The organism is Streptomyces venezuelae, assembly GCF_008642355.1.
Taxonomy (GTDB): Bacteria; Actinomycetota; Actinomycetes; order Streptomycetales; family Streptomycetaceae; genus Streptomyces; species Streptomyces venezuelae_B.
The window spans coordinates 7,298,799-7,320,048 of the sequence record NZ_CP029193.1 but is presented as its reverse complement, the minus strand read 5'-3'; the positions used below and the strand labels follow the sequence as shown (position 1 = coordinate 7,320,048).

The following is a 21,250-nucleotide window of genomic DNA, read 5'->3' as shown; positions in this document are numbered from 1 at the left end:
ATCGCGACGCGAGGTGTGCGGCCGGCACGCGGCTCACACCCCGAGTTCGTTGTCGATGAAGTCCAGTACCTGTTCGGCGGTGGCCGTCTCCAGCTGGTCCACCGCGTCGTCGCCGTCCGCCGCGGCGGCCGTACTCGCCGTGAAGCGGGCGAGGAGGGCCTCCAGGCGGGCCGCGACGGCCGCCTGGTCCAGTCCCTGGGCGACGGCGGCGGACAAGGCGTGCTCGACCCGGGCCACCTCCTGGAGGGCGTGGGCGGTCGTGTCGCCGCTCGCCGCCCGCCCCGCCTGCGCCGCCGCGTCGGGGGCGAGCCGTTCGGCCAGGTGGGCGGCGAGCACGTGGGCCTGCGGGTAGTCGAAGACGAGCGCGGCGGGCAGTTTCAGGCCGGTCGCGGCGGCGAGCCTGTTGCGGAGTTCCACGGCGGTGAGCGAGTCGAGGCCGAGTTCCTTGAACGGCGTGTCGACCTGCACCGCGTCCGGGTCCGCGTGACCGAGCACTCCGGCCGCCTGGGTGCGCACCAGGGTGGTGAGGAGGTCGAGTCGCTCCTCGGCGGTGAGGCCGGTGAGCCTGTCGGACCAGTGTGTCGCCCCGCCCGCCGCGGCCGCGGTGGGCCGCGCGGTCGCGGATGTCGCCGCGGCCGCAAGCGTGCGCAGGACGGCGGGGACCGGGGCGTCGGATGCGGCAGGGACTCGCGGGTCGAGGTCCATCGCGAGCAGGTCGGGGCGCCCGTGGGTGCGTGCGGCGGCCAGCAGGGCGCAGCCGCGTCCGGCGCCCGTGGGTTTGATGCCGTACCGGTCGATGCGGGCCCGGTCGGCCGCCGACAGCGTGCCGGTGAGGCCGCTGGCGGTCTCCCACAGCCCCCATGCCACGGAGAGCCCGGGGAGGCCCTCGGCGCGGCGGCGGGCGGCCAGCGCGTCGCAGTAGGCGTTGGCGGAGGCGTAGTTGGCCTGGCCAGGGGTGCCCATGGTGGAGGCGAAGGAGGAGAACGTCACGAACATGCCGAGCCGCATCTCCCGTGTGGCTTCGTGCAGTTCGTACGCGGCCGCCGCCTTGGCCGCCCACACCCGGGCGAGGCTCTCGGGGCTCTGGCTGCCGATCATGGCGTTGTCGAGCACGCCGGCGGCGTGTATGACGCCGGTCAGCGGGTGCGCCGGATCAATTCCTGCGATCAGCCCGGCGACGGCGCCGGGCTCGGTCACGTCGACGGCCGCGAAGGTGACGTCGGCACCCAACTCGGTCATCCGCGCGGCGAGTTCGTCCGCGCCCTCGGCCGCGTCTCCGTTGCGGCCGACGAGGAGCAGGTGCCTGCTCTCGCCCGTGCGTGCCAGGTGTTCGGCCACGGCGGCGCCGATGGTGCCGGTGCCGCCGGTGATGAGGACGGTGCCGTCGGGGTCGAGCGGAGCGGGTACGTCGAGCACGAGCTTGCCGGTGTGCTTCGCCTGGCTCATGTGCCGGAACACCTCGGGTGCCCGCCCCAGGGGCCGTGCCGCGACCGGCAGGGGCACCAGCGTCCCGTCGGCGAAGAGGCCTCCGAGCAGGTCGAGCATCCGCCCGAGCCGCTCGGGCCCGGCGTCGGCGACCAGGTCGAAGGCCTCGTACGACACGCCGGGATGTTCCAGCGCGACCAGTTCGGGGTCTCGGGGATCGCTCTTGCCCATCTCGACGAGACGCCCACCCGCACCGGTGCCGCCGCCGAGCAACCGCAGGGACGCGTCGAGGAGTTCGCCGGTGAGACTGTTGAGTACGACGTCCATGCCCCGGCCGTCGGTGGCCTGCCGGAACGCGCCCTCGAAGGCGAGGTCCCGGGAGGAGGCACGATGCGCGGCATCAATGCCCATCTCCTCCAGCACGGCGTGCTTGGCCGGACTGGCCGTGGCGAACACCTCGGCCCCGAGATGCCGCGCGATCTGCACCGCCGCCCTCCCCACACCACCCGTGGCGGCATGGATCAACACCCGCTCACCGGCCTTCAGCTCGGCCAGTTCGACCAGGCCGTACCAGGCGGTGAGGAACGCGGCCGGAGCGGCTGCCGCCTGCCGCATGTCCCAGCCGGCCGGGACCGGCGCCAGCATGCGCGCGTCGGCGACGGCCCACGGCCCGAAGGCGCCCTCCAGCATGCCCATCACCCGGTCGCCCGCCGACAACCCGGTGACACCCGGCCCGACCTCCGTCACCACACCGGCCGCCTCGGTGCCGGGCAGCGCGTCGGCGTCCGGATACATGCCGAGCGCGATCAGTACGTCACGGAAGTTGACGCCTGCCGTATGCACGGCGATGCGGACCTGCCCTGCCCCCAGCGAGCCCAGCACCTCTTCGCAGCCCACGGCCTGGACGGCGTCGAGCGTTCCGGACGCGCCGCCGACGAGCCGCCAGGCCCGCACCCCGGGCGGCCCGGACAGTTCGGCGGGCTTGTCGGCCCGCGCCCACCTGGGAACCAGCAACCGCTCACCCCGAACAGCGATTTGAGCCTCGTCGGCCTCGGTCGCGCGCCGGACGGAGCGCAGAACCTCACGGCCGCCGTGGTCGAGCGCGACATCCAGGTCGAGCAGGACGAACCGGCCCGGATTCTCCGACTGCGCGCTGCGCACCAGACCCCACACGGCCGCGCCCGCCGGGTCAGGGGCGTACGACTCCCCGTCTCCCTCATGGGGACCGGTCGCACCGCGAGTGACGAAGACGAGTTGCGTCTGCTCAAGGCGGGGCTCGGCAAGAAACTCCTGGACGACACCCAACACACGTACCGTCAGGTCGAGTCCGTCCCCTCCGGTCACCGCGTCCGAAGTGTCCACGGGGGCCAGCACCACCGAGGGCGGTTCGCCATCGGCGTCGGCGAGTCCCCGTACGCCCTCGGCGTCCAGCCCACCGAGCGTCACACAGCCGATGCCATCGACCGCACCCGGCCCGTCCGCGGTCGCCGGAACGGGAAGCGGTGTCCACCGCAGTTCGTACAGCCCGTCGGCACCGGACCCGACCGATCCCACCGCCGCCCGCACCTGCTGGGCGCCGGTGGACCGCAGCCGCAGCTCGGAGACGTCGAGGACGGGCGCCCCGGCGGGGTCGGTCACGACCAGCGACACCGTCTCCTCGCCGCCCCCGAGCAGCCGACCCGGTCCACGGAGTCCGCCGATGCGCACACGCACGGTCGTGGCATCGGTGGCCCACAGCGAGACACCGCTCCAGGTGAACGGCAACAGCACCTGCTCGGCCGCGGCCCCGGAACCGTCCGCGTCGAGACCCCGCTGTGCGAGCAGCGGGTGCAGAGCGGCGTCCAGCAGCGCGGGATGCATGCCGAACCCGGCGGGTGAACCGGCCTGCTCGGGCAGCTCCACCTCCGCCAGCAGCTCCTCCCCTTGCCGCCACATCGCACGCAGTCCACGGAACGCGGGCCCGTACTCGTATCCGGCGGCGACGACCCGGTCGTAGAAGTCGCTCACGTCCACCGGTTCCGCCCCCGCCGGAGGCCACGCACCGGCCTGCCGCGCAGGCCTCGCCCCCGGCTCCCGCCCGAGCTCGCCGACGGCATGACACACCCACACGGCACCGGCATCCCGCTCAGGGCGCGAGTACACGCGTACGTCGCTCCTGCCCTGGTCGTCGGCCGCGCCCACGACGACCTGGACCTCGCAGCCGCCCCGCTCGGGCAGCACCAAGGGCGCCTGGAGGGTCAGCTCCTGGAGAGTCCCGCACCCCGCGTCGTCGGCGGCCCGCAGCACCCACTCCACGATCGCGGCACCCGGCACCAGAACGGTCCCGGCGACCACGTGCCCGCCCAGCCAGCCCCCACGCTCGGCGGAGACCCGCCCGTCGAGCACCACTCCCCCGTCGGCGAGCGCGACGACGGTGGGCAACTGCGCGTGCCCGGACCCGGCCGTCCCCTGTTGTCCGACGTCGTCCCGCCTCACCCTGTCGGCCAGCCAGTAGCGTCGGCGCTGGAAGGCGTACGTGGGCAGGTCGACGGTACGAGGGGTCGGGTCGGCCGGGAACCAGCGCCGCCAGTCGATGTCCGCGCCTGCCGCGAAGGCTTGGGCGGCGGCGCGGGTGAGCTGGGCGGTGTCGCCGTGGTCGCGGCGCAGGGTGGGGACGACGGTGGCGGGCACGTCGGCCCGCTCGATGGTCTCCTCCATGCCGAGGGCAAGGACGGGGTGGGCGCTGGCCTCGATGAACAGCCGGTAGCCGTCGGCAAGGAGCGCTTCGACCGTCTCGGCAAAGCGGACGGGCTGGCGGAGGTTGGTGACCCAGTAGGCGGTGTCCAGGGCGGTGGTGTCTGCCAGCCGCTCGGCGGTGACGGTGGAGTAGAACGCCACGTCAGTCGAGACGGGCCGGATGTCGGCCAGGCGCTCGGAGAGCAGATCGTGCAGTGCGTCGATCTGGGGGTTATGGGAGGCGTAGCCGACATCGATCACCCGGGCGCGAAGACCACACTCTTCCGCCTCGGCAACGACAGCCGCCACATGCTCGGGCGAACCAGAAATCACCGTGGAAGACGGCCCGTTGACGGCCGCGACGCTGACGCCCGGCCGGTCCCCGATCAGCTCGACGACCCGCCCTGCACTGGTGCCGACGGACGCCATGTCACCATGCCCCTGCAACTGCCGCAGTGCGTCGCTGCGTACCGCAACGATCCGCGCCGCATCCTCCAGCGACAGCGCACCCGCGACACACGCAGCGGCCATCTCACCCTGCGAATGCCCGATCACCGCCGCAGGCGTAATCCCCTGATCCACCCACACCGCGGCGAGCGAGACCATCACCGCCCACAACACCGGCTGCACGACCTCCACCCGCGACAGCTCACTGCCGTCCCCGCGCAACACCTCCGTCAACGACCAGTCCACATACTCCGACAGCGCCCGCTCACACTCACCGATGCGGGCCGCGAACACGGGCGACTCCTCCAGCAACTGCGCGCCCATCCCGACCCACTGCGACCCCTGCCCCGGAAACACCAACACCGGTCCAGGACCCACATCACCGGACGTCACCCCTGACACCACATCCGCAGACACCACACCGGAAGCCAGCGCCCCAAGACCGTCCGTCAGAGCGTCCCGGTCGCGGCCGACCACCACGGCCCGGTGCTCGAACACCGACCGCGTAGTGGCCAGGGACCAGCCGACCTCGCCCGGCAGCGCCTCCGTGTCTCCCGCGACGAACTCATTCAGACGACGGGCCTGTTCGCGCAGCGCGTCGGGTGTCCGTCCGGAGACCACCCACGGCACCACCGATCCCGGCGGGGCCGCGACAGCCTCCCGCGTCGCGGCCTCGTCACGCGGCGCCTCTTCCAGGATCAGATGCGCGTTCGTCCCCGAGATGCCGAACGCGGACACGCCCGCCCGGCGCGGGTGGCCGGTGTCGGGCCATGGGGTGGGCTCGGTGACGACCTCGATCGCGCCCTCGTCCCAGTCGACATGTGGGCTGAGTTCCTCGACGTGGAGTGTTGCGGGTACCAGGCCGTTGCGGATGGCCATCACGGTCTTGATGACTCCGGCGACACCGGCCGTGGCGTGCGTGTGGCCGATGTTGGACTTGAGGGAGCCGAGCAGGAGGGGGCTCTCGCGGTGCCGCCCATAGGTGGCGAGCAGGGCGCCGGCTTCGATGGGGTCGCCCAGTTTGGTGCCGGTACCGTGTGCCTCGACCGCGTCCACCTCGGCCGGGGCGAGGCGGGCGCTCGCGAGGGCGGCTCGGATGACCTGTTCCTGCGCGGCGTCGTTGGGGGCGGTGAGGCCGTTGCTCGCGCCGTCCTGGTTCACCGCCGAGCCGCGGACGACGGCCAGGACGTCGTGGCCGTTGCGGCGGGCGTCCGAGAGGCGTTCGAGCAGGATCAGGCCGATGCCCTCGGAGAAGCCGGTGCCGTCGGCCGCGGCGGCGAACGGCTTGCAGCGCCCGTCGGGCGCGAGTCCGCGCTGGCGGCAGAACTCGGTGAACATCAGCGGGCTCGACAGCACGAGCACCCCGCCCGCGAGCGCCAGGTCGCAGTCGCCCTGGCGCAGCGCCTGGCTCGCCAGGTGGATGGCGACGAGCGAGGCCGAGCAGGCCGTGTCGACGGTGACGGCGGGGCCTTCGAGACCGTAGTGGTAGGCCACCCGGCCGGAGATGACGCTGGTGAGGCTGCCCGTGGTGGCGTGTCCCTCGAACCCTTCGGGGATGCGGGGCAGTTGGGACATGTAGTCCTCGCTCGACACACCCGCGTAGACACCCGTGAGACTGCCCTTGAGGGAGACGGGGTCGATGCCGGCACGCTCGAAGAGCTCCCAGGACGTCTCCAGCATCAGGCGCTGCTGCGGGTCCATCGCCAGCGCCTCGCGCGGGCTGATGCCGAAGAAGTCGGCGTCGAAGGAGCAGGCGTCGTCCACGAATCCGCCGTGGCGCACGTAGCTGGTGGCGTAGTGGGCCGGGTCCGGGTGGTAGAGCGACTCCAGATCCCACCCCCGGTCGGTCGGGAAGTCCTCGATGGCGTCCTTCCCTGCGGCCACGAGGTCCCAGAGGTCCTCCGGGGAGGACACGCCGCCCGGGAAGCGGCAGGCCATCCCGACGACGGCGATCGGCTCGTGCCTGCGGTCCTCCTCGTGCGCCAGGCGCCGACGCGTGTCGTGGAGCTCGGTGGTCACCCTGCGCAGATACTCGACCAGTAGCTCTTCACTCGCCATGTGGGGTCACCCGGCCTTCGGAGTGGGGGTCGCGCGCGAGGTGTCGGGCCCGACACCCAGCTCGTTGTCGATGAAGTCGAAGATCTGGTCGGCGGACGCGGCCTTGAGCCGGTCGGCGGCACTGTCGTCGTCCGTCGTGAGGTTCGTGGTGACACTCGTCGTGCCGTTCCTCGTGACGTTCCCCGCGGCGCCCGTCGTGTCGTCCGTCGTGACGTTCGCGGTCTTCCAGCGGGCCAGGAGTGCCTCCAGACGAGCGGTGATCTCGTCCGTCTCGCCGTGGGGCAGCCGGGTCGCCAGGGCGGTGAGGCTGTTCTCCATGCGGGTGAGGTCGCCCAGCACGGCGCCCGGGGCGGGCGGCCGGGCAGGTGCCGCGGCGCCCGCCTTGCCTCCTGCGGTCCGCTCACCGCCGCCGGTCACGCGCTCACCGCTGCCGGTCACGCGCTCACCGCTGCCGGTCAGGCCCTGGGCGCTGTCGGTCAGGCGCTCGCGCAGATGGGCGGCGACAGCGGCGGGGGTGGGGTGGCGGAAGACGAGGGCCGTGGGCAGGCGCAGCCCGGTGTCCGCCACGAGCCGGTTGCGCAGTTCGACGGCCGTCAGCGAGTCAAGGCCCAGCTGCTTGAACGTGGCATCACCGCGCAGCGCCTCCGGGTCGGTGCGCCCGAGGACGGCGGCGGCGTGGGTGCGTACGGCCTCGGTGAGCAGCCGGAGCTGCTCGGCGGCGGACAGCGGGGCCAGGCGCGCCGACCAGTCCGTGGGCGGCGTGCGGTCGGCGGCGGTACGCCGGGCGGGGGCCCGCGATGCGGCGAGTCGGCGGAGCGACGCGGGCAGGGCGTCCGGGTCCGCGGAGGCCAGTGAGCGGGGGGCCACGCGGACCGCGACGAGGGGGGTGCCTGCGCGCTCCCGGGCTGCGTCCAGGAGGGCGGGGAGCTGTTCGGGCTCGGGGCCGTTGATGCCGGGAAGGTGGGGCGGGTCGGGGCTCTTGTCGGTGGTGGCCGGCAGGGCGTAGGTGAGGGCGACACCCGTCGTTCCCGCGGTGTTCCGACGCAGGGCGAGTGCCTCGCGGAACGCGTCGGCTGCGGCGTCCGCCGCGGACTGCGGGACGCCCAGGTCCACGCCGGCCGGTGACAGCACGGCGAAGAGGGCGAGGGGAAGGTGGGCCGTCGCGGCGTCCAGGGCCGCGGTGACGGCCGCCTTCGCCGCCCACCGGTCCGCGAACGAGCCGCCTGTCGAGGCACCGGTGACGTGGATGACTCCGGTAAGGGGGTGGTCCTCGTCTACGGCGGCGACGGCGTCGGTCAGTGCGGCGGGGTCCGCGGGGTCGAGGGAGCCGAGGTGCACGGTGTCACTCGGACCGTCCAACTCCGGGACCACTGAGCTCAGTTGCCCCTCCGCGAGGATCAGCAGCTGCCCACACTGTTCGCTGCGCACCAAGTGTTCCGCGAGGGCGGCGACCGGTGCCCCGGCCGGTCCTACGAGGAGCACCGTGCCGTCCGGATCGAGTACGCGGGTCGTCGTGTCGGAGGCGGCCGACGCGGTGGCGCCGTGAAGCCGGGGGGCCAGAACCTCGCCGCCCCGGAGGGCGAGTTGCGGTTCGTCCCCGTCCACTGCCGCGGCCACGGCACGTACCAGGGCAGGTTCTTCCACCCCACCCCCAGCACCCACGTCGATGTGGAGGAGACGCCCCGGGTGGCCGACCTGCGCCTGGTGGACGAGGCCGCGCACCGCGGCGGCCGACGGGTCGGGCAGCACGTCCTCCGTGGCGACCGCGCCGTGCGTGAGCAGCACCAGACGGGCGTCGGCGAAGCGTGTGTCGGCAAGCCAGCGGTCCAGGAGTGCGGCGATACGCTCCACCGCGACCGGCGCCGCACTCTCCTCCAGGCTCCCCGCGTCGGCAAGGACAACAGACGGAACCTGGTCCCCCGAATCGACGGCAGCACACAGAGCGTCCAGAGCCTCCAGAGCGTCCAGAGCGCGGTGCCCACCGTCGCCCAGACGGACCCAGCCCGACGGAAGCTCGCCCGCCGAGACCGCGGGAGCAGCCGACCACAATTCCCGCTCCCGCTCCGGCACCGGCACCGGCACCGGCACCCACCGCAACGCGTACAGATCGGATGCCGCATCCCGACCGGCGACATCCCGCAGCACCTCGCGTCCCGCCGCGACCACGGCCAGGCCCTCGCAGGCCAGTACCTTCGCCCCGGTCGGGTCGCTCACCGCGACCCGCCAGGTCCGGCCCGTCCCTTCGGAGAGAGATCCGTCGTCGTCGCCCGACGGCGTGAGGCGGACTCGTACGGATGTCGCGCCGGTGGCCCACAGCGACACCCCGGTCAGGCTGAACGGCAGCCATACCTGGCCGACCCCGGCCGGTGGTTCGCCCAGGACAGCGGGGTGCAGTGCGGCATCGAGGAGGGCCGGGTGCAGGCCGAACCCGGCCGCGTCCGGGGCCTCTTGGGGCAGTACCGCCTCGGCATACAGCTCACCGCTCCGCCGCCACAGGCCACGCAGCCCCGTGAAGACCGGACCGTATCCGACGCCGGTCGCGGCGGCCCGCGCGTAGAAGTCGCTCAGGTCGACCGCCTCGGCACCGACAGGCGGCCACGCGCCCCCCGGGTCACCCCCGTCATCCCCCACACCCACAACCGCGCCCGCATCCGCACCCGCACCCGCACCCACGGACTCGGCGACAAGTTGCCCCGAGGCATGACACGTCCACGTCCCACCGCCGCCGGCTGGGGCGTCCTCGTCGTCGGGCCGGGCGTAGACGTGGACGTCCCGGTGCCCGGCGTCCCCGTCGGCAGCCCCCACCACGATCTGCACCTGCACACCCCCCGCGTCGGGAAGCACCAGAGGCGCCTGGAGCGTGAGGTCCTCGATGCCCGCGCAACCGACCTCGTCTGCGGCGCACAGCACCCATTCCGCGAGCACGGACGCGGGCACGACAGCGGCACCGAAGAGCGTGTGCTGGGCCAGCCAGGGGTGGCCGTGCCTGCTGATGCGGCCGGTGAGCAGCCGTACACCGCCCTCGGCGAGTTCCGCCGCCGCTCCGAGCAGCGGATGTCCGACCGCGGCGAGCCCCAGGTCGGCCGCGTCCTGCTTGCCGCCGGAGGCCTCCAGCCAGTAGCGGCGCCGCTGGAAGGCGTACGTGGGCAGTGCCAGGCCGGTCGCTGCACCTGCGGTGGAACCATTCGCCGCCCCGCTCGCGAGAGGGACGTCCGCCGTCCCACCCGCCGGAGAGACACCGGCCGCTCCGCGCCCGGGAAACCAGTTCTCCCACCTCACCGCGCACCCCGCCACGAAGGCCTGGGCCAGCGACAGGGCGAGCCGGTTGAGGCCGCCGTCCTCGCGCCGCAGCGTGGGAACGGTGACGGCGTCGACCCCGGCCTCCTCGAACGTCTCCTGGAGGCCGAGCGTCAGCACGGGATGACTGCTGGATTCGACGAATACCCGGTGCCCGTCGGCGAGGAGCGCGGAGACCGCGTCGGCGAACCGGACGGGGCGGCGCAGGTTCGTGACCCAGTAGTCCGTGTCGAGCCCGGTCGTGTCGATACGGGTACCGGTCACCGCCGAGTAGAACGCCACGGGGGCCGCGACGGGACGTACACCCGCCAGGATGCGGGTCAGTTCGTCGGTGATGGTGTCGACCTGCGGGCTGTGCGAGGCGTAGTCGACGTCGATGACGCGGCCCCGGAGCCCGCGCGCCTCGGCGTCCGCGACGACGGCGGCGACCTGTTCGGGCGGACCCGAGATGACCGTGGAGGACGGCCCGTTGACTGCCGCGACACCCACCCCGGAGTACCCCTCGACGAGTTCGGCGGCCTGCTCCCGCCCCCCGCCGAGGGAGGCCATCGCGCCCTCACCGGACAGCTGCCGCAGCGCCCGGCTGCGCAGCGCCACGATCTTGGCGCCGTCCTCCAGTGTGAGCGCGCCCGCCACGACCGCCGCGGCGATCTCACCCTGGGAGTGGCCCACGACAGCGGCCGGGACGATCCCCTGGTCCGCCCACACCGCCGCGAGCGACACCATCACCGCCCACAAGACGGGCTGCACGACCTCGACGCGCGACAGCTCACCGCCGTCCCCGCGCAACACCTCACGCAACGACCAGCCCACGTACGCGGACAGGGCCTGCTCACACTCACCGATCCGTGCCGCGAACACAGGCGACTCGTCCAACAACCGAGCCCCCATCCCCACCCACTGCGACCCCTGTCCCGGAAACACCAACACCGGTCCAGGACCCACCTCACCGGAAGCCACCCCGGACACCACATCCGCCGACGCCTCACCCGCGGCCAACGCCGTGACCCCGGCCACCAGTTCGTCCCGACCCCGGCCCACCACCACGGCCCGGTGCTCGAACACCGACCGCCTCGTGACCAGCGCCCGGCCGACCTCCGCGGCGGACGCGGCCCCGCCAGGACCGTCCGCCATCACGAACTCGCCCAATCTGCGCGCCTGTTCGCGCAACGCCGCACTGCTGCGTCCGGATATCACCCACGGCACCAGCACGCCGCCCGCCGCACCGGAATCCGCCACCTCGCGTTCAGCTTCGACCTGGAACGTCTCGGATGGCGGCTCTTCGAGCACCAGGTGCGCGTTCGTCCCGGAGATACCGAAGGACGACACCGCCGCCCGGCGCGGACGGTCGCCGCGTGGCCAGACGACCGGCTCGGTGAGCAGCCGTACCGCGCCCGACGACCAGTCGACGTGTCCGCTCGGCTCGTCGACGTGGAGGGTGGCGGGCAGCAGGTCATGCCGGAGCGCGAGCACCATCTTGATCACACCGGCGACTCCGGCGGCGGCCTGCGTGTGGCCGATGTTCGACTTCACCGAGCCCAGCCACAACGGCCTTTCGGGCGAACGCCCTTGACCGTACGTGGAGATGAGTGCCTGAGCCTCGATCGGGTCGCCCAGCGTGGTGCCGGTGCCATGTGCCTCCACGGCGTCGACCTCGTCGGCCGTGAGGCGCGCGTCCGCGAGAGCGGCCCGGATGACACGCTGCTGCGAGGGGCCGTTGGGCGCGGTCAGGCCGTTGCTCGCGCCGTCCTGGTTCACCGCTGAACCGCGGATCACCGCGAGGACCTCATGCCCGTTGCGCCGGGCCACGGAGAGGCGTTCCAGGAGTACGAGGCCGACGCCCTCGGCCCAGCCCGTGCCGTCGGCCCTCTCCGCGAACGGCTTGCAGCGCCCATCGGGGGCGAGGCCGCGCTGGCGCGAGAACTCGGTGAACATGCCCGGTGTGGCGAGGACGGTGGCGCCCCCGGCCAGCGCCAGGTCGCACTCGCCGCGCCGCAGCGCCTGCGCCGCCAGGTGGAGGGTGACCAGCGACGAGGAGCAGGCCGTGTCGACCGTCAGCGCGGGCCCTTCCAGCCCGAAGCTGAACGAGAGGCGGCCCGAGGCGACGCTGGGGGTGCTGCCGGTGAGCAGGTAGCCGTCGGTGGACTGGGACGGTTCGTGCAGCCGGGGGCCGTAGTCCTGGTTCGTCATGCCGACGAACACGCCGGTGAGGCTGCCCTTGAGCGTCCGGTGGTCGAGGCCTGCCCGCTCGAAGGCCTCCCAGGCGCATTCGAGGAGCAGCCGCTGCTGCGGATCGACGGCCAGCGCTTCCCGCGGGCTGATGTCGAAGAACTCGGCGTCGAAGTCGGCGGCGTCGTACAGGAAGCCGCCCTCGCGCGTATAGCTGGTGCCCGACCGGTCGGCGTCGGGGTGGAAGAGCCGCTCCAGGTCCCAGCCCCGGTCGGTCGGGAACGCGCCGATGGCGTCGGCGCCGTCGGCGACCAGCCGCCACAGGTCCTCCGGCGTACCGGCGCCGCCCGGGTAGCGGCAGCTCATGGCGACGACGGCGATGGGGTCGTCGTCGTGCTCCGCAAGTCCGGACGGGCCGCCGGAGCTGTCCGGACCGGCGGACCGTACGGGGCTCTCGTCCCCCGCCCCCACGAGCCGCGCGCGCAGGTGCGCCGCGACGGCCAGTGGTGTCGGGTGGTCGAAGGTGAGGGTCGCGGGCAGCGGCAGCCCGGTGACCGCGCCGAGCCGTTCGCTCAGCTCGGCCGCCGCCACCGAGTCGAAGCCCGACTGCTTGAACGTACGGGCCGTTTCGACGGTCGTCGAGGTGCCGCCGAGCACGACGGCCACCTGCTGGGCGACCAGGCCGAGGAGGGTGCGCTCCTGGTCGGCGACGGAGAGCGCGGCGAGCCGCTCGGCGAGTACGGTCCGCGCACCGCCGGCCGGACGCGGCCCGTTCGCCTCGGACGCGGAGTGGTCCCGCACCTCGCGGTACGCGGCCACCGGTTCCCCATCGGGCCGTTCCGCCTCGGGCCGTTCTCCCTCGGGCCATTCCGTCTCGGGCCAGTACCGCTCCCGCTGGAAGGCGTACGTGGGCAGGCTCACGCGCTCCGCGTCGCCGGGCGAACCGTACGCGGCGGTGAAGTCGACATCGGCGCCCCGCACGTACGCCTGTGCCAAGGCCGTCATGAATGTGTGCGCCTCGTCGCGTCCGCGCCGGCACGCGGCCACCGCGGCGGGACGGGGACGACTCGAACCGCTGCCGGGGCCACCGGCCTCGGCGGGGAAGCACTCCCGTGCCATCGCCGACAGCGGCGCGTCCGGGCCGAGTTCGACGAACGTCGTCACCCCGCGCTCGCACAGCCCGCGCACCCCGTCGAGGAACCGCACGGGCTCGCGCGCATGCCGTGCCCAGTACTCGGGGTCGGCCTGCTCGGCGCCGTCCGCCGACACGGGCTCGCCGGTGACGTTGGAGACGACGGGGATGACCGGCGCGTGGAACGTCAGTCCCGCGGCGACGGCGCGCAGCTCGTCGAGGACGGAGTCCATGTGCGGGGAGTGGAAGGCGTGGCTGACCTTGAGCCGGTGGGCCTTGCGGCCGTACGCCTGCCAGGCGAGCGTCAGCTCCTCGACCGTGTCGCGGTCGCCGGAGACCACAACGGATTCAGGGCCGTTGACGGCGGCCACCGCGGCCCGCTCCTCGTGCCCGGCGAGCAGTTCCGCCGCCTCGTCCGCGGTCGCCCGCCACGCGGCCATCGCGCCGGGTGCCCGTACCGCCTGCATGAGCCGTCCGCGTGCGGCGACCAGGGCGCTCGCGTCCGCCAGGGAGAGGACACCGGCCACATGTGCGGCGGTGATCTCGCCGACGGAGTGGCCGAGGACGTAGTCGGGGGTGAGGCCGTGCGCGACGGCGAGCCGGTACAGGCCCGTCTCGATCGCGAAGAGCGCGGGCTGGGTGTACTCGGTCCGGTCGAGCAGCCCCCGCCGCTCGGCGTCCTCGCCGAGGACGATCTCCCGCAGCGGACGGTCCAGGTGGACGTCCAGCGCCGCGAACGCCTCGTCGAGCGCGTCGGCGAAGACCGGATGGGCCGCGTACAACTCGCGCCCCATGCCGGGGCGTTGCGCTCCCTGCCCGCTGAAGAGGAAGGCCGCCTTGCCGTCGGGGTCCGCCTCGCCGCGCACCACCGCGGCGGTCTGCTCGTCGGTGGCCAGCGCGTCCAGGGCGTCCAGCAGTTCGGCGGTGTCGCCGCCGAGCAGGACCGCGCGGTGGGCGAGGGGGGCGCGGGTGGTGGCGAGTGCGTGACCGATCCGGACGGCGTCGGGGGTGGCATCGGGGGCTGCCGGGCGGCCGGCGAGGTGGGTGCGCAGCCGTGCGGCCTGGGCGGGCAGCGCGGAAGCGCTGTGGGCGCTCACGGGCCAGGGGACGACGGCGGTCCGCACCATCGGCACAGGCTTCGTCGAACCGCGCTCCGCAGCCGCAGGGCCCCGTGACACGGACCCGGCGCACCCAGGTTCCTCGGCCACGACGACGTGCCCGTTCGTGCCCCCCATGCCGAACGACGACACCCCGGCGATCAGTCGTTGTCCGGGGCGCGGCCAGTCCCCCGTTTCCCGCTGGACGGCCAGGCCGAGCTCCGCGAGTGGGATGGCCGGATGGGGTGTGTCGAAGTTGAGGCTCGGTGCGAGCTTGCGGTGGTGGATGCTCAGCGCCGTCTTGAGCAGCCCGACGATTCCGGACGCCGCCTCCAGGTGGCCGACGTTCGTCTTCGCGGAGCCGACGGCGAGCGGCACGGTGCGCGCCCCGTCCCGGCCGAGCGCGGCGCCGAGCGCGCCCGCCTCGATCGGGTCGCCGACGGGCGTGCCCGTGCCGTGGAGCTCTACGTACTGGATCTGCTCGGGGGTCACTCCGGCCTGGTCGCAGGCCGTGCGGACCACGTCGCGCTGCGCCTGCCCGCTGGGCAGCGTGAGTCCGTCCGTCGCTCCGTCGCTGTTGACGGCGCTGCCGCTGATGACGCAGTACACCGTGTCGCCGTCACGCCGGGCCGCCCCCAGGGGCTTGAGCACCACGAGTCCGCCGCCCTCACCGCGTACGAACCCGTCGGCGCGTGCGTCGAAGGTGTGGCAGCGGCCCGTGGCGGAGAGGCCGCCGAAGCGGGCCTCGGCCAGCGCGGTGGAGCGGGGCGAGCAGATGAGGTTGACGCCGCCCGCGAACGCGGTCTCGCACTCGCCGCGCCTGATGCTCTCGCAGGCCAGGTGCACGGCGACGAGCGAGGAGGACTGTGCGGTGTCGACCGTGAGGCTCGGGCCCGCCAGGTGGTACGCGTACGAGATGCGGTTGGCCAGAATGCTGCGGTGGACGCCGGTCATGGTGTGCCGGGTGACGGCGTTGCGTGCGGCGCGGTCCAGGAGGTCGGCGTAGTCGTCCCAGAGGGCGCCGACGAAGACTCCGGTGCGGCTGCGGGCCAGGGTGGGCGGGAGGATGCGGGCGTCCTCCAGCGCTTCCCAGCTCAGTTCGAGGAGGAGCCGCTGTTGCGGGTCCATGGCCTCGGCCTCGCGCGGGCCGACGTGGAAGAAGGAGGCGTCGAAGCCGTCGATCCGGTCCAGATAGCCGCCCGGTCCGCGCAGGCCGGAATCGGTGCGGCGCTGCTCGGGCGGGGTGTCGCGGACGGCGTCGCGGCCCTCGCCGAGCAGGTGCCAGAACGCCGTCGGGTCGGGTGCTCCGGGCAGCCGGCAGGCCATCCCGACGACCGCGATCGGTTCGGGAGCCGCGCTCGCGCCGGACGGCGACGTGGCCATCACGTCGACTGCGTTCGGACGCGGAACAACTGACTGCCAGAAAACATCAACGGCGCTCCCGGTCCGAAATCGGAGATCCCTTCGAGTACCGGGCTCATCGTGAGCGGGCTCTCTAAAGGCGAACCAAACCCCGGCTAGCCGTCCGCCGCTTTAGCCGGGCGCTATGGGTCGCGGCCAGCATCGGGGGCGGAGACAGGGGGCGAACCCGACGGCGGAACGTCACCGGAACACCATCGGAACGGCAGCGGCAACAGCGGCGGCACGAGAGGGAGAGCGATGGACAGGGGCACTGCGCAGGCTTCGCGGAACACGGGGGCCGGGGTGTGGCTGCGGCGGTACCACGACTCCGCTTCGGCGCCGGTGAGGCTGGTCTGTTTCCCGTTCGCGGGCGGCTCGGCGAGTTACTGGTTCGGGCTCTCCGGGCTGCTCTCGCCGGGCATCGATGTGCTGGCCGTGCAGTATCCGGGGCGGCAGGACCGGCACAAGGAGCGGTGCCTGGAGTCGGTGGCCGCGCTCGCCGACGGTGTCGTGGGACAACTGCCGTCGGACGGGAAGCCGTTCGCGTTGTTCGGGCACAGCCTGGGCGCGATCGTGGCGTTCGAGGTGGCGAGGCGCCTGCGGGATTCCGGCACCGGGGAAACCAGCCCCGTACACCTGTTCGTATCCGGTGGGCTCGCGCGCCCCTACCGTCCCGCCGGGCGGTCCGGGGCCCTGGACGACGCGGACATCCTGGCGCATCTGCGGGCGATGGGCGGGACCGACGAGCGGTTCTTCCGGAGCCCTGAGCTGCAGGAGCTGATCCTGCCCGCGCTGCGGGCCGACTACCGGGCCGTCGCCACGTACGAGGCGCCGGGTCCCGAGCGTCTGGTCTGCCCGGTCACGGCGCTGATCGGTGACGCCGACGAGCGGACGTCGCCCGAGGAGGCCGGCACGTGGCGGGAGCGCACCAGTGCGGAGTTCGATCTCCGGGTGCTGCCCGGCGGGCACTTCTACCTCGACACCTGTCAGGAGCAGGTGGCGGCCATCGTGACCGCGGCGCTGGCAGCGGCTGCCGGGGCGTGACGGCGGGGCGAGAGCGTGCCCGGCCGGGAAAGACCCCTGGCGTGCTCCGTCGAGGGAAGCCGGAGCACGCCAGGTTGGACCGGACGCGGCAGCCGGGGGGCGGTGGCCGCGCGCGGTCGTCCTATTCCGTACGCGGCGGCCCGCAGGGGGCTGCCGCGTACGACATCAGGGACGCAGGTCTTCGAGGCAGTACAGCGCCTCGTCCAGAGTGGCCGCGAAGTCCATCTCAGGGTCGTTCGCCCAGTCCAGGGAGACCTGCAGCATCACGCCGAACAGGGCCCCGGTGTAGGCGCGGACCGCGGGGTCCCCCGGGTCGCGCCCCGCCCGCTTGGCGACCTGTTCGCCGAGGAGCTGCATGGTCTGGCTGATGTTGCCCAGGCTGGCCCCCCAGAGCTCCGGCTCGGAGAGGATGAGCACGAAGCGTTCGCGCTGCAGGGCCAGTTCCTGCTCGGAGATGTCGTTCAGCATCGAACGGATGGCTTGTCGTTCGGCCTGGATCGGCGTCAGGTCGGGCGACTGGGCCTGGAACATCATGGCGAACGGCAGGTCGTAGTCGTGTGAGAAGACCAGGTCCTGCTTGGTCGCGAAGTAGCGGAAGACGGTGCTGGGGGCGACCTCGGCGGCTTCGGCGATCTGCTCGATGGTCGTGGCGGAGTAGCCCTGTTCCCTGAACAAGCGCACCGCCTCCCGCTGAATCGCGGCCTTGGTCCTGGCTTTCTTGCGTTCTCTCAGTCCAGGCACGGTTCTGCCCTGGTCAGACTGCGTCTGCTGCTTCATGCTCAGATTCTGCGGGCTTGGCGGTGCTCTGACCAACACTGCGGGGCAGCCACACCACCGCGAGGAGCACGCCGAGCAGTCCCAGGCCGCCGGAGACGACGAGGACCACGTCCAGGGCGTGGACGTACGCGGACCGCACCGACTCGGCCAGACCGTTGCTCTTGATCGCCCGCGCCACGGCGAGACCGCCGAACACGGAGTCCTTCACGGCGCCGTGCGCCTGCTCGGGGACCCCGTCGAGGTCGAGCTTGCCGCGGTAGCCGGAGTTGAGGACGGAGCCGAGGATCGCCGCGCCGAAGCTGCCGCCGAGGGTACGGATGGACTGGTTGACGCCGGAGCCGACGCCGGCGGCGTCCTCGTTGAGCGCGCCGAGTGCCGCGTCCATGGCGGTGGGCAGGGCGATGCCGAGACCCAGGCCGTACGCCGCCGTCCATGCCGCCGCCAGGCCGGTGCCGCTGTCGATGTCGGTCGTCGCGCCGTAGAAGAGGGCGGCGGCGAGGAGCGCGAAGCCGATGCCGACCGCGGTCTTCGGGCCGAGCGCCTTGGCGACCTTGTTGGCGACGGTCACACCGACGAGGAGGCCGCCGACCATCGGCAGGAGCCGGAAGCCGCTGCCCATCGCGTCGGTGCCGAGGACCGCCTGGTAGTACTGCGGCATCGTGAACAGCACGCCGAACATCGTGAAGTTGATGACGGTGCCGAGCATGGTGCCCGAGGTGAACCGGGCCGAGCGGAACAGCGAGAGGTCGACGAGCGGATCGGCGACCCGCTTCTCCCAGAACACGAAGATCACGATGGCGAGCATGCCGCCGAGGGTCGGCGCGAGCGTGGTGACGTCGGTCCAGCCCTTCTCGCCACCCTGGATCACGCCGTACGTCATCGCGGCGAGACCCACGCTGGAGAACACCAGGCCGCCCACGTCGAACGGCTTGGCCTCCTTGGCCTTGGACTCGGGCAGCCAGGCCGACACCGCCATGAAGGCGAGGATCACCACGGGCACGTTGATGAGGAAGACGGAACCCCACCAGAAGTGGTTGAGGAGGTAGCCGCCCAGGATCGGGCCGAGCGGATAGGCGAGCATCGCCGCGCCCGCCACCGCGCCGATGGCCTTGGGCCGCTCCTCGTCGGAGAACATCACCGGCAGGAGCGACAGCGTCGTCGGCATGATCAGCGCGGCACCCAGACCGAGCACCGCACGCGCGCCGATGAACGTGCCGGAGTCCTGGGCGTAGGCGCAGCCCAGCGAGCTGATCCCGAAGATCACCAGCGCGGCGAGCAGCACCTTCTTGCGCCCGAACCGGTCGCCGAGCATGCCCGCGGGGATCATTCCGGCCGCGAACACGAGGGTGTACGAGGTCACGAACCACTGCAGCTCGACGTTGTTCGCACCCAGATCGTCGGCCATGGCGGGCAGCGCCAGGCTCAGGATCGTCACGTCGAAGCCCACGACCATCGACGCGAGCACGAGAGCCCCGACGGCCCACCATCGCCGCGCACCCAGATCTGCTGACACGAGAGTCGACCTCCTAAAGAGAGCTCAATATCTAGTCGGAGCGTACTCTCATTTTTTATCTCTCGGTACCAGGAGTTCCGTATGGAACGCGTCAAGACGCGTCGGGAGACCTCTCCTAGGGGTGGGCCGGGGTGCGCCCTAGGGGCTGTTGAGGGGCAGGGGTGGGGTTGTGACACCGCATGCCACGCCGTGACGCTGAGGTCGTGACGAACAACGCGACGACCAAGAAGCCCCCGACGGTGAACAAGACCGTCGCACCCGAGCCGAGCGACATCGGGCACTACTACGACCACAAGGTCTTCGATCTGATGACTCAGCTCGGAGACGGCAATCTGCACTACGGCTACTGGTTCGACGGCGGCAGGCAGGAAGCCACCTTCGACCAGGCCATGGTCCAGATGACCGACGAGATGATCCGTCGCCTCGACCCCGCGCCCGGCGACCGGGTCCTCGACATCGGCTGCGGCAACGGCACCCCCGCCATGCAGCTGGCCCGCGCTCGCGACGTCGAGGTCGTCGGCATCTCCGTGAGCGCCCGCCAGGTCGAGCGCGGCAACCGCAGGGCACGGGAGGCGGGTCTCGCCGACCGGGTCAGGTTCGAGCAGGTCGACGCGATGAACCTGCCGTTCGACGACGCGTCGTTCGACCACTGCTGGGCCCTGGAGTCCATGCTCCACATGCCCGACAAGCAGCAGGTCCTCTCCGAGGCGCTCCGTGTCGTGAAGCCCGGCGCCCGCATGCCGATCGCCGACATGGTCTACCTCAACCCCGACCCGAGCAAGCCGCGCACCGCCACGGTCAGCGACACCACGATCTACGCCGCGCTCACCGACATCGGGGACTACCCCGACATCTTCCGCGCCGCCGGCTGGACGGTCCTCGAACTGACCGACATCACCAGCGAGACCGCCAAGACGTACGACGGGTACGTGGAGTGGATCCGCGCCCACCGTGACGAATACGTCGACATCATCGGCGTCGAGGGCTACGAACTCTTCCTGCACAACCAGGCGGCCCTCGGCAAGATGCCCGAACTCGGCTACATCTTCGCCACCGCGCAGCGCCCCTGACCCGCCGAACAGACGACTCGACGACTCCCCCTGGGGCCCGCCTGTGAAGAACCTCCGCATCCCCGTGTCGCAGACCGTCTCCCTCAACGTCCGGCACCGGCCCGCGGGCGGACCGGGAGCCACGGGGCGTCCGTTCCTGCTGCTGCACGGCATGCTGTCGAACGCCCGCATGTGGGACGAGGTCGCCACCCGGCTCGCCGCCGCCGGGCACCCGGTCTACGCCGTCGACCACCGCGGCCACGGCGAGTCGGACGCGCCGCCGGACGGCTACGAGAACGCGGCCGTCGTCACGGACCTGGTCGAGGCCGTCACCGCCCTCGGTCTCTCCGGCGCGCTGGTGGCCGGGCACTCCTGGGGCGCGCACCTCGCGCTGCGCCTGACGGCCGAACACCCCGACCTGGTGGCCGGTCTGGCACTCATCGACGGCGGCTGGTACGAGTTCGACGGGCCGGTGATGCGGGCCTTCTGGGAGCGCACCGCCGACGTGGTGCGGCGCGCGCAGCAGGGCACCACGAGCGCCGCCGACATGCGCGCCTACCTGAAGGCCACGCACCCCGAATGGTCGTCCACCTCCGTCGAGGCGCGCCTCGCGGACTACCGCGTCGGCCCGGACGGCCTGCTCATCCCGCGCATGACATCGGAACAGGTCATGTCGATCGTCGAGAGCCTGCAGCGCGAGGCCCCCGCCGACTGGTACCCGAGGATCACCGTGCCGGTCCGGCTGCTCCCCCTCATCCCCGCGATACCCCAGCTGTCCGACCAGGTACGCGCGTGGGTCGCCGCGGCGGAAGCAGCCCTGGACCGGGTGAGCGTGCGCTGGTACCCGGGCTCCGACCACGATCTGCACGCGGGAGCGCCCGACGAGATCGCCGCGGACCTGCTCCTGCTCGCCCGCGAGGTGACGGCGTCCGCGGAAGCGACGGCACCCACGGACATGATGACGCCCTCGGAGGTCACGGCGTACGCGAGAGAGCCGCGTCCCGGCGGCAAGGCGGGAGTTAGACCCGCTTAAGCAGCCGCGGCAACCCTGACAACGACAGCGTGCGGCTCCCGCCTGCCCACACCGTCCCACCTGAGGCTTCACGCGCGAGAAGAGGAAGGCCGG

General features: G+C 72.5%; 7 protein-coding genes. 3 read left to right on the top strand and 4 right to left on the bottom strand.

Annotated elements, in window-relative coordinates:
- Nucleotides 1-33: 33 nt before the first annotated feature.
- Both DEJ47_RS33390 and DEJ47_RS33385 read right to left on the bottom strand, forming a co-directional pair.
- Nucleotides 34-6,645, bottom strand: coding sequence for a type I polyketide synthase (locus DEJ47_RS33390; RefSeq protein ID WP_150174725.1), 6,612 nt, complete (start codon nucleotides 6,643-6,645; stop codon nucleotides 34-36).
- Between the two features lie 6 nt (nucleotides 6,646-6,651).
- Nucleotides 6,652-15,723, bottom strand: coding sequence for a type I polyketide synthase (locus tag DEJ47_RS33385; protein ID WP_223828590.1), 9,072 nt, complete (start codon nucleotides 15,721-15,723; stop codon nucleotides 6,652-6,654).
- A gap of 276 nt (nucleotides 15,724-15,999) precedes the next feature.
- Between DEJ47_RS33385 and DEJ47_RS33380 the strand changes: the two genes are divergently transcribed.
- On the top strand, nucleotides 16,000-16,785 hold the full coding sequence (locus tag DEJ47_RS33380) for a thioesterase II family protein (RefSeq protein WP_150174722.1): 786 nt from the start codon (nucleotides 16,000-16,002) through the stop codon (nucleotides 16,783-16,785).
- A gap of 165 nt (nucleotides 16,786-16,950) precedes the next feature.
- Here DEJ47_RS33380 and DEJ47_RS33375 read toward each other — a convergent pair whose 3' ends face one another.
- Nucleotides 16,951-17,466, bottom strand: a complete 516-nt coding sequence (locus tag DEJ47_RS33375) for a TetR family transcriptional regulator (RefSeq protein ID WP_263398928.1) — start codon at nucleotides 17,464-17,466, stop codon at nucleotides 16,951-16,953.
- Nucleotides 17,467-17,539: 73 nt separating this feature from the next.
- Nucleotides 17,540-19,075, bottom strand: a complete 1,536-nt coding sequence (locus DEJ47_RS33370) for a DHA2 family efflux MFS transporter permease subunit (protein ID WP_223828589.1) — start codon at nucleotides 19,073-19,075, stop codon at nucleotides 17,540-17,542.
- Nucleotides 19,076-19,278: 203 nt separating this feature from the next.
- On the opposite strand from DEJ47_RS33370, the gene DEJ47_RS33365 reads away from it, so the two are divergent.
- Nucleotides 19,279-20,145: an SAM-dependent methyltransferase gene (locus DEJ47_RS33365; RefSeq protein WP_161236382.1), complete on the top strand. Its 867-nt coding sequence runs from the start codon at nucleotides 19,279-19,281 to the stop codon at nucleotides 20,143-20,145.
- 43 nt (nucleotides 20,146-20,188) lie between these two features.
- Nucleotides 20,189-21,157, top strand: coding sequence for an alpha/beta fold hydrolase (locus DEJ47_RS33360; protein WP_150174714.1), 969 nt, complete (start codon nucleotides 20,189-20,191; stop codon nucleotides 21,155-21,157).
- The last annotated feature ends 93 nt before the right edge of the window (nucleotides 21,158-21,250 follow it).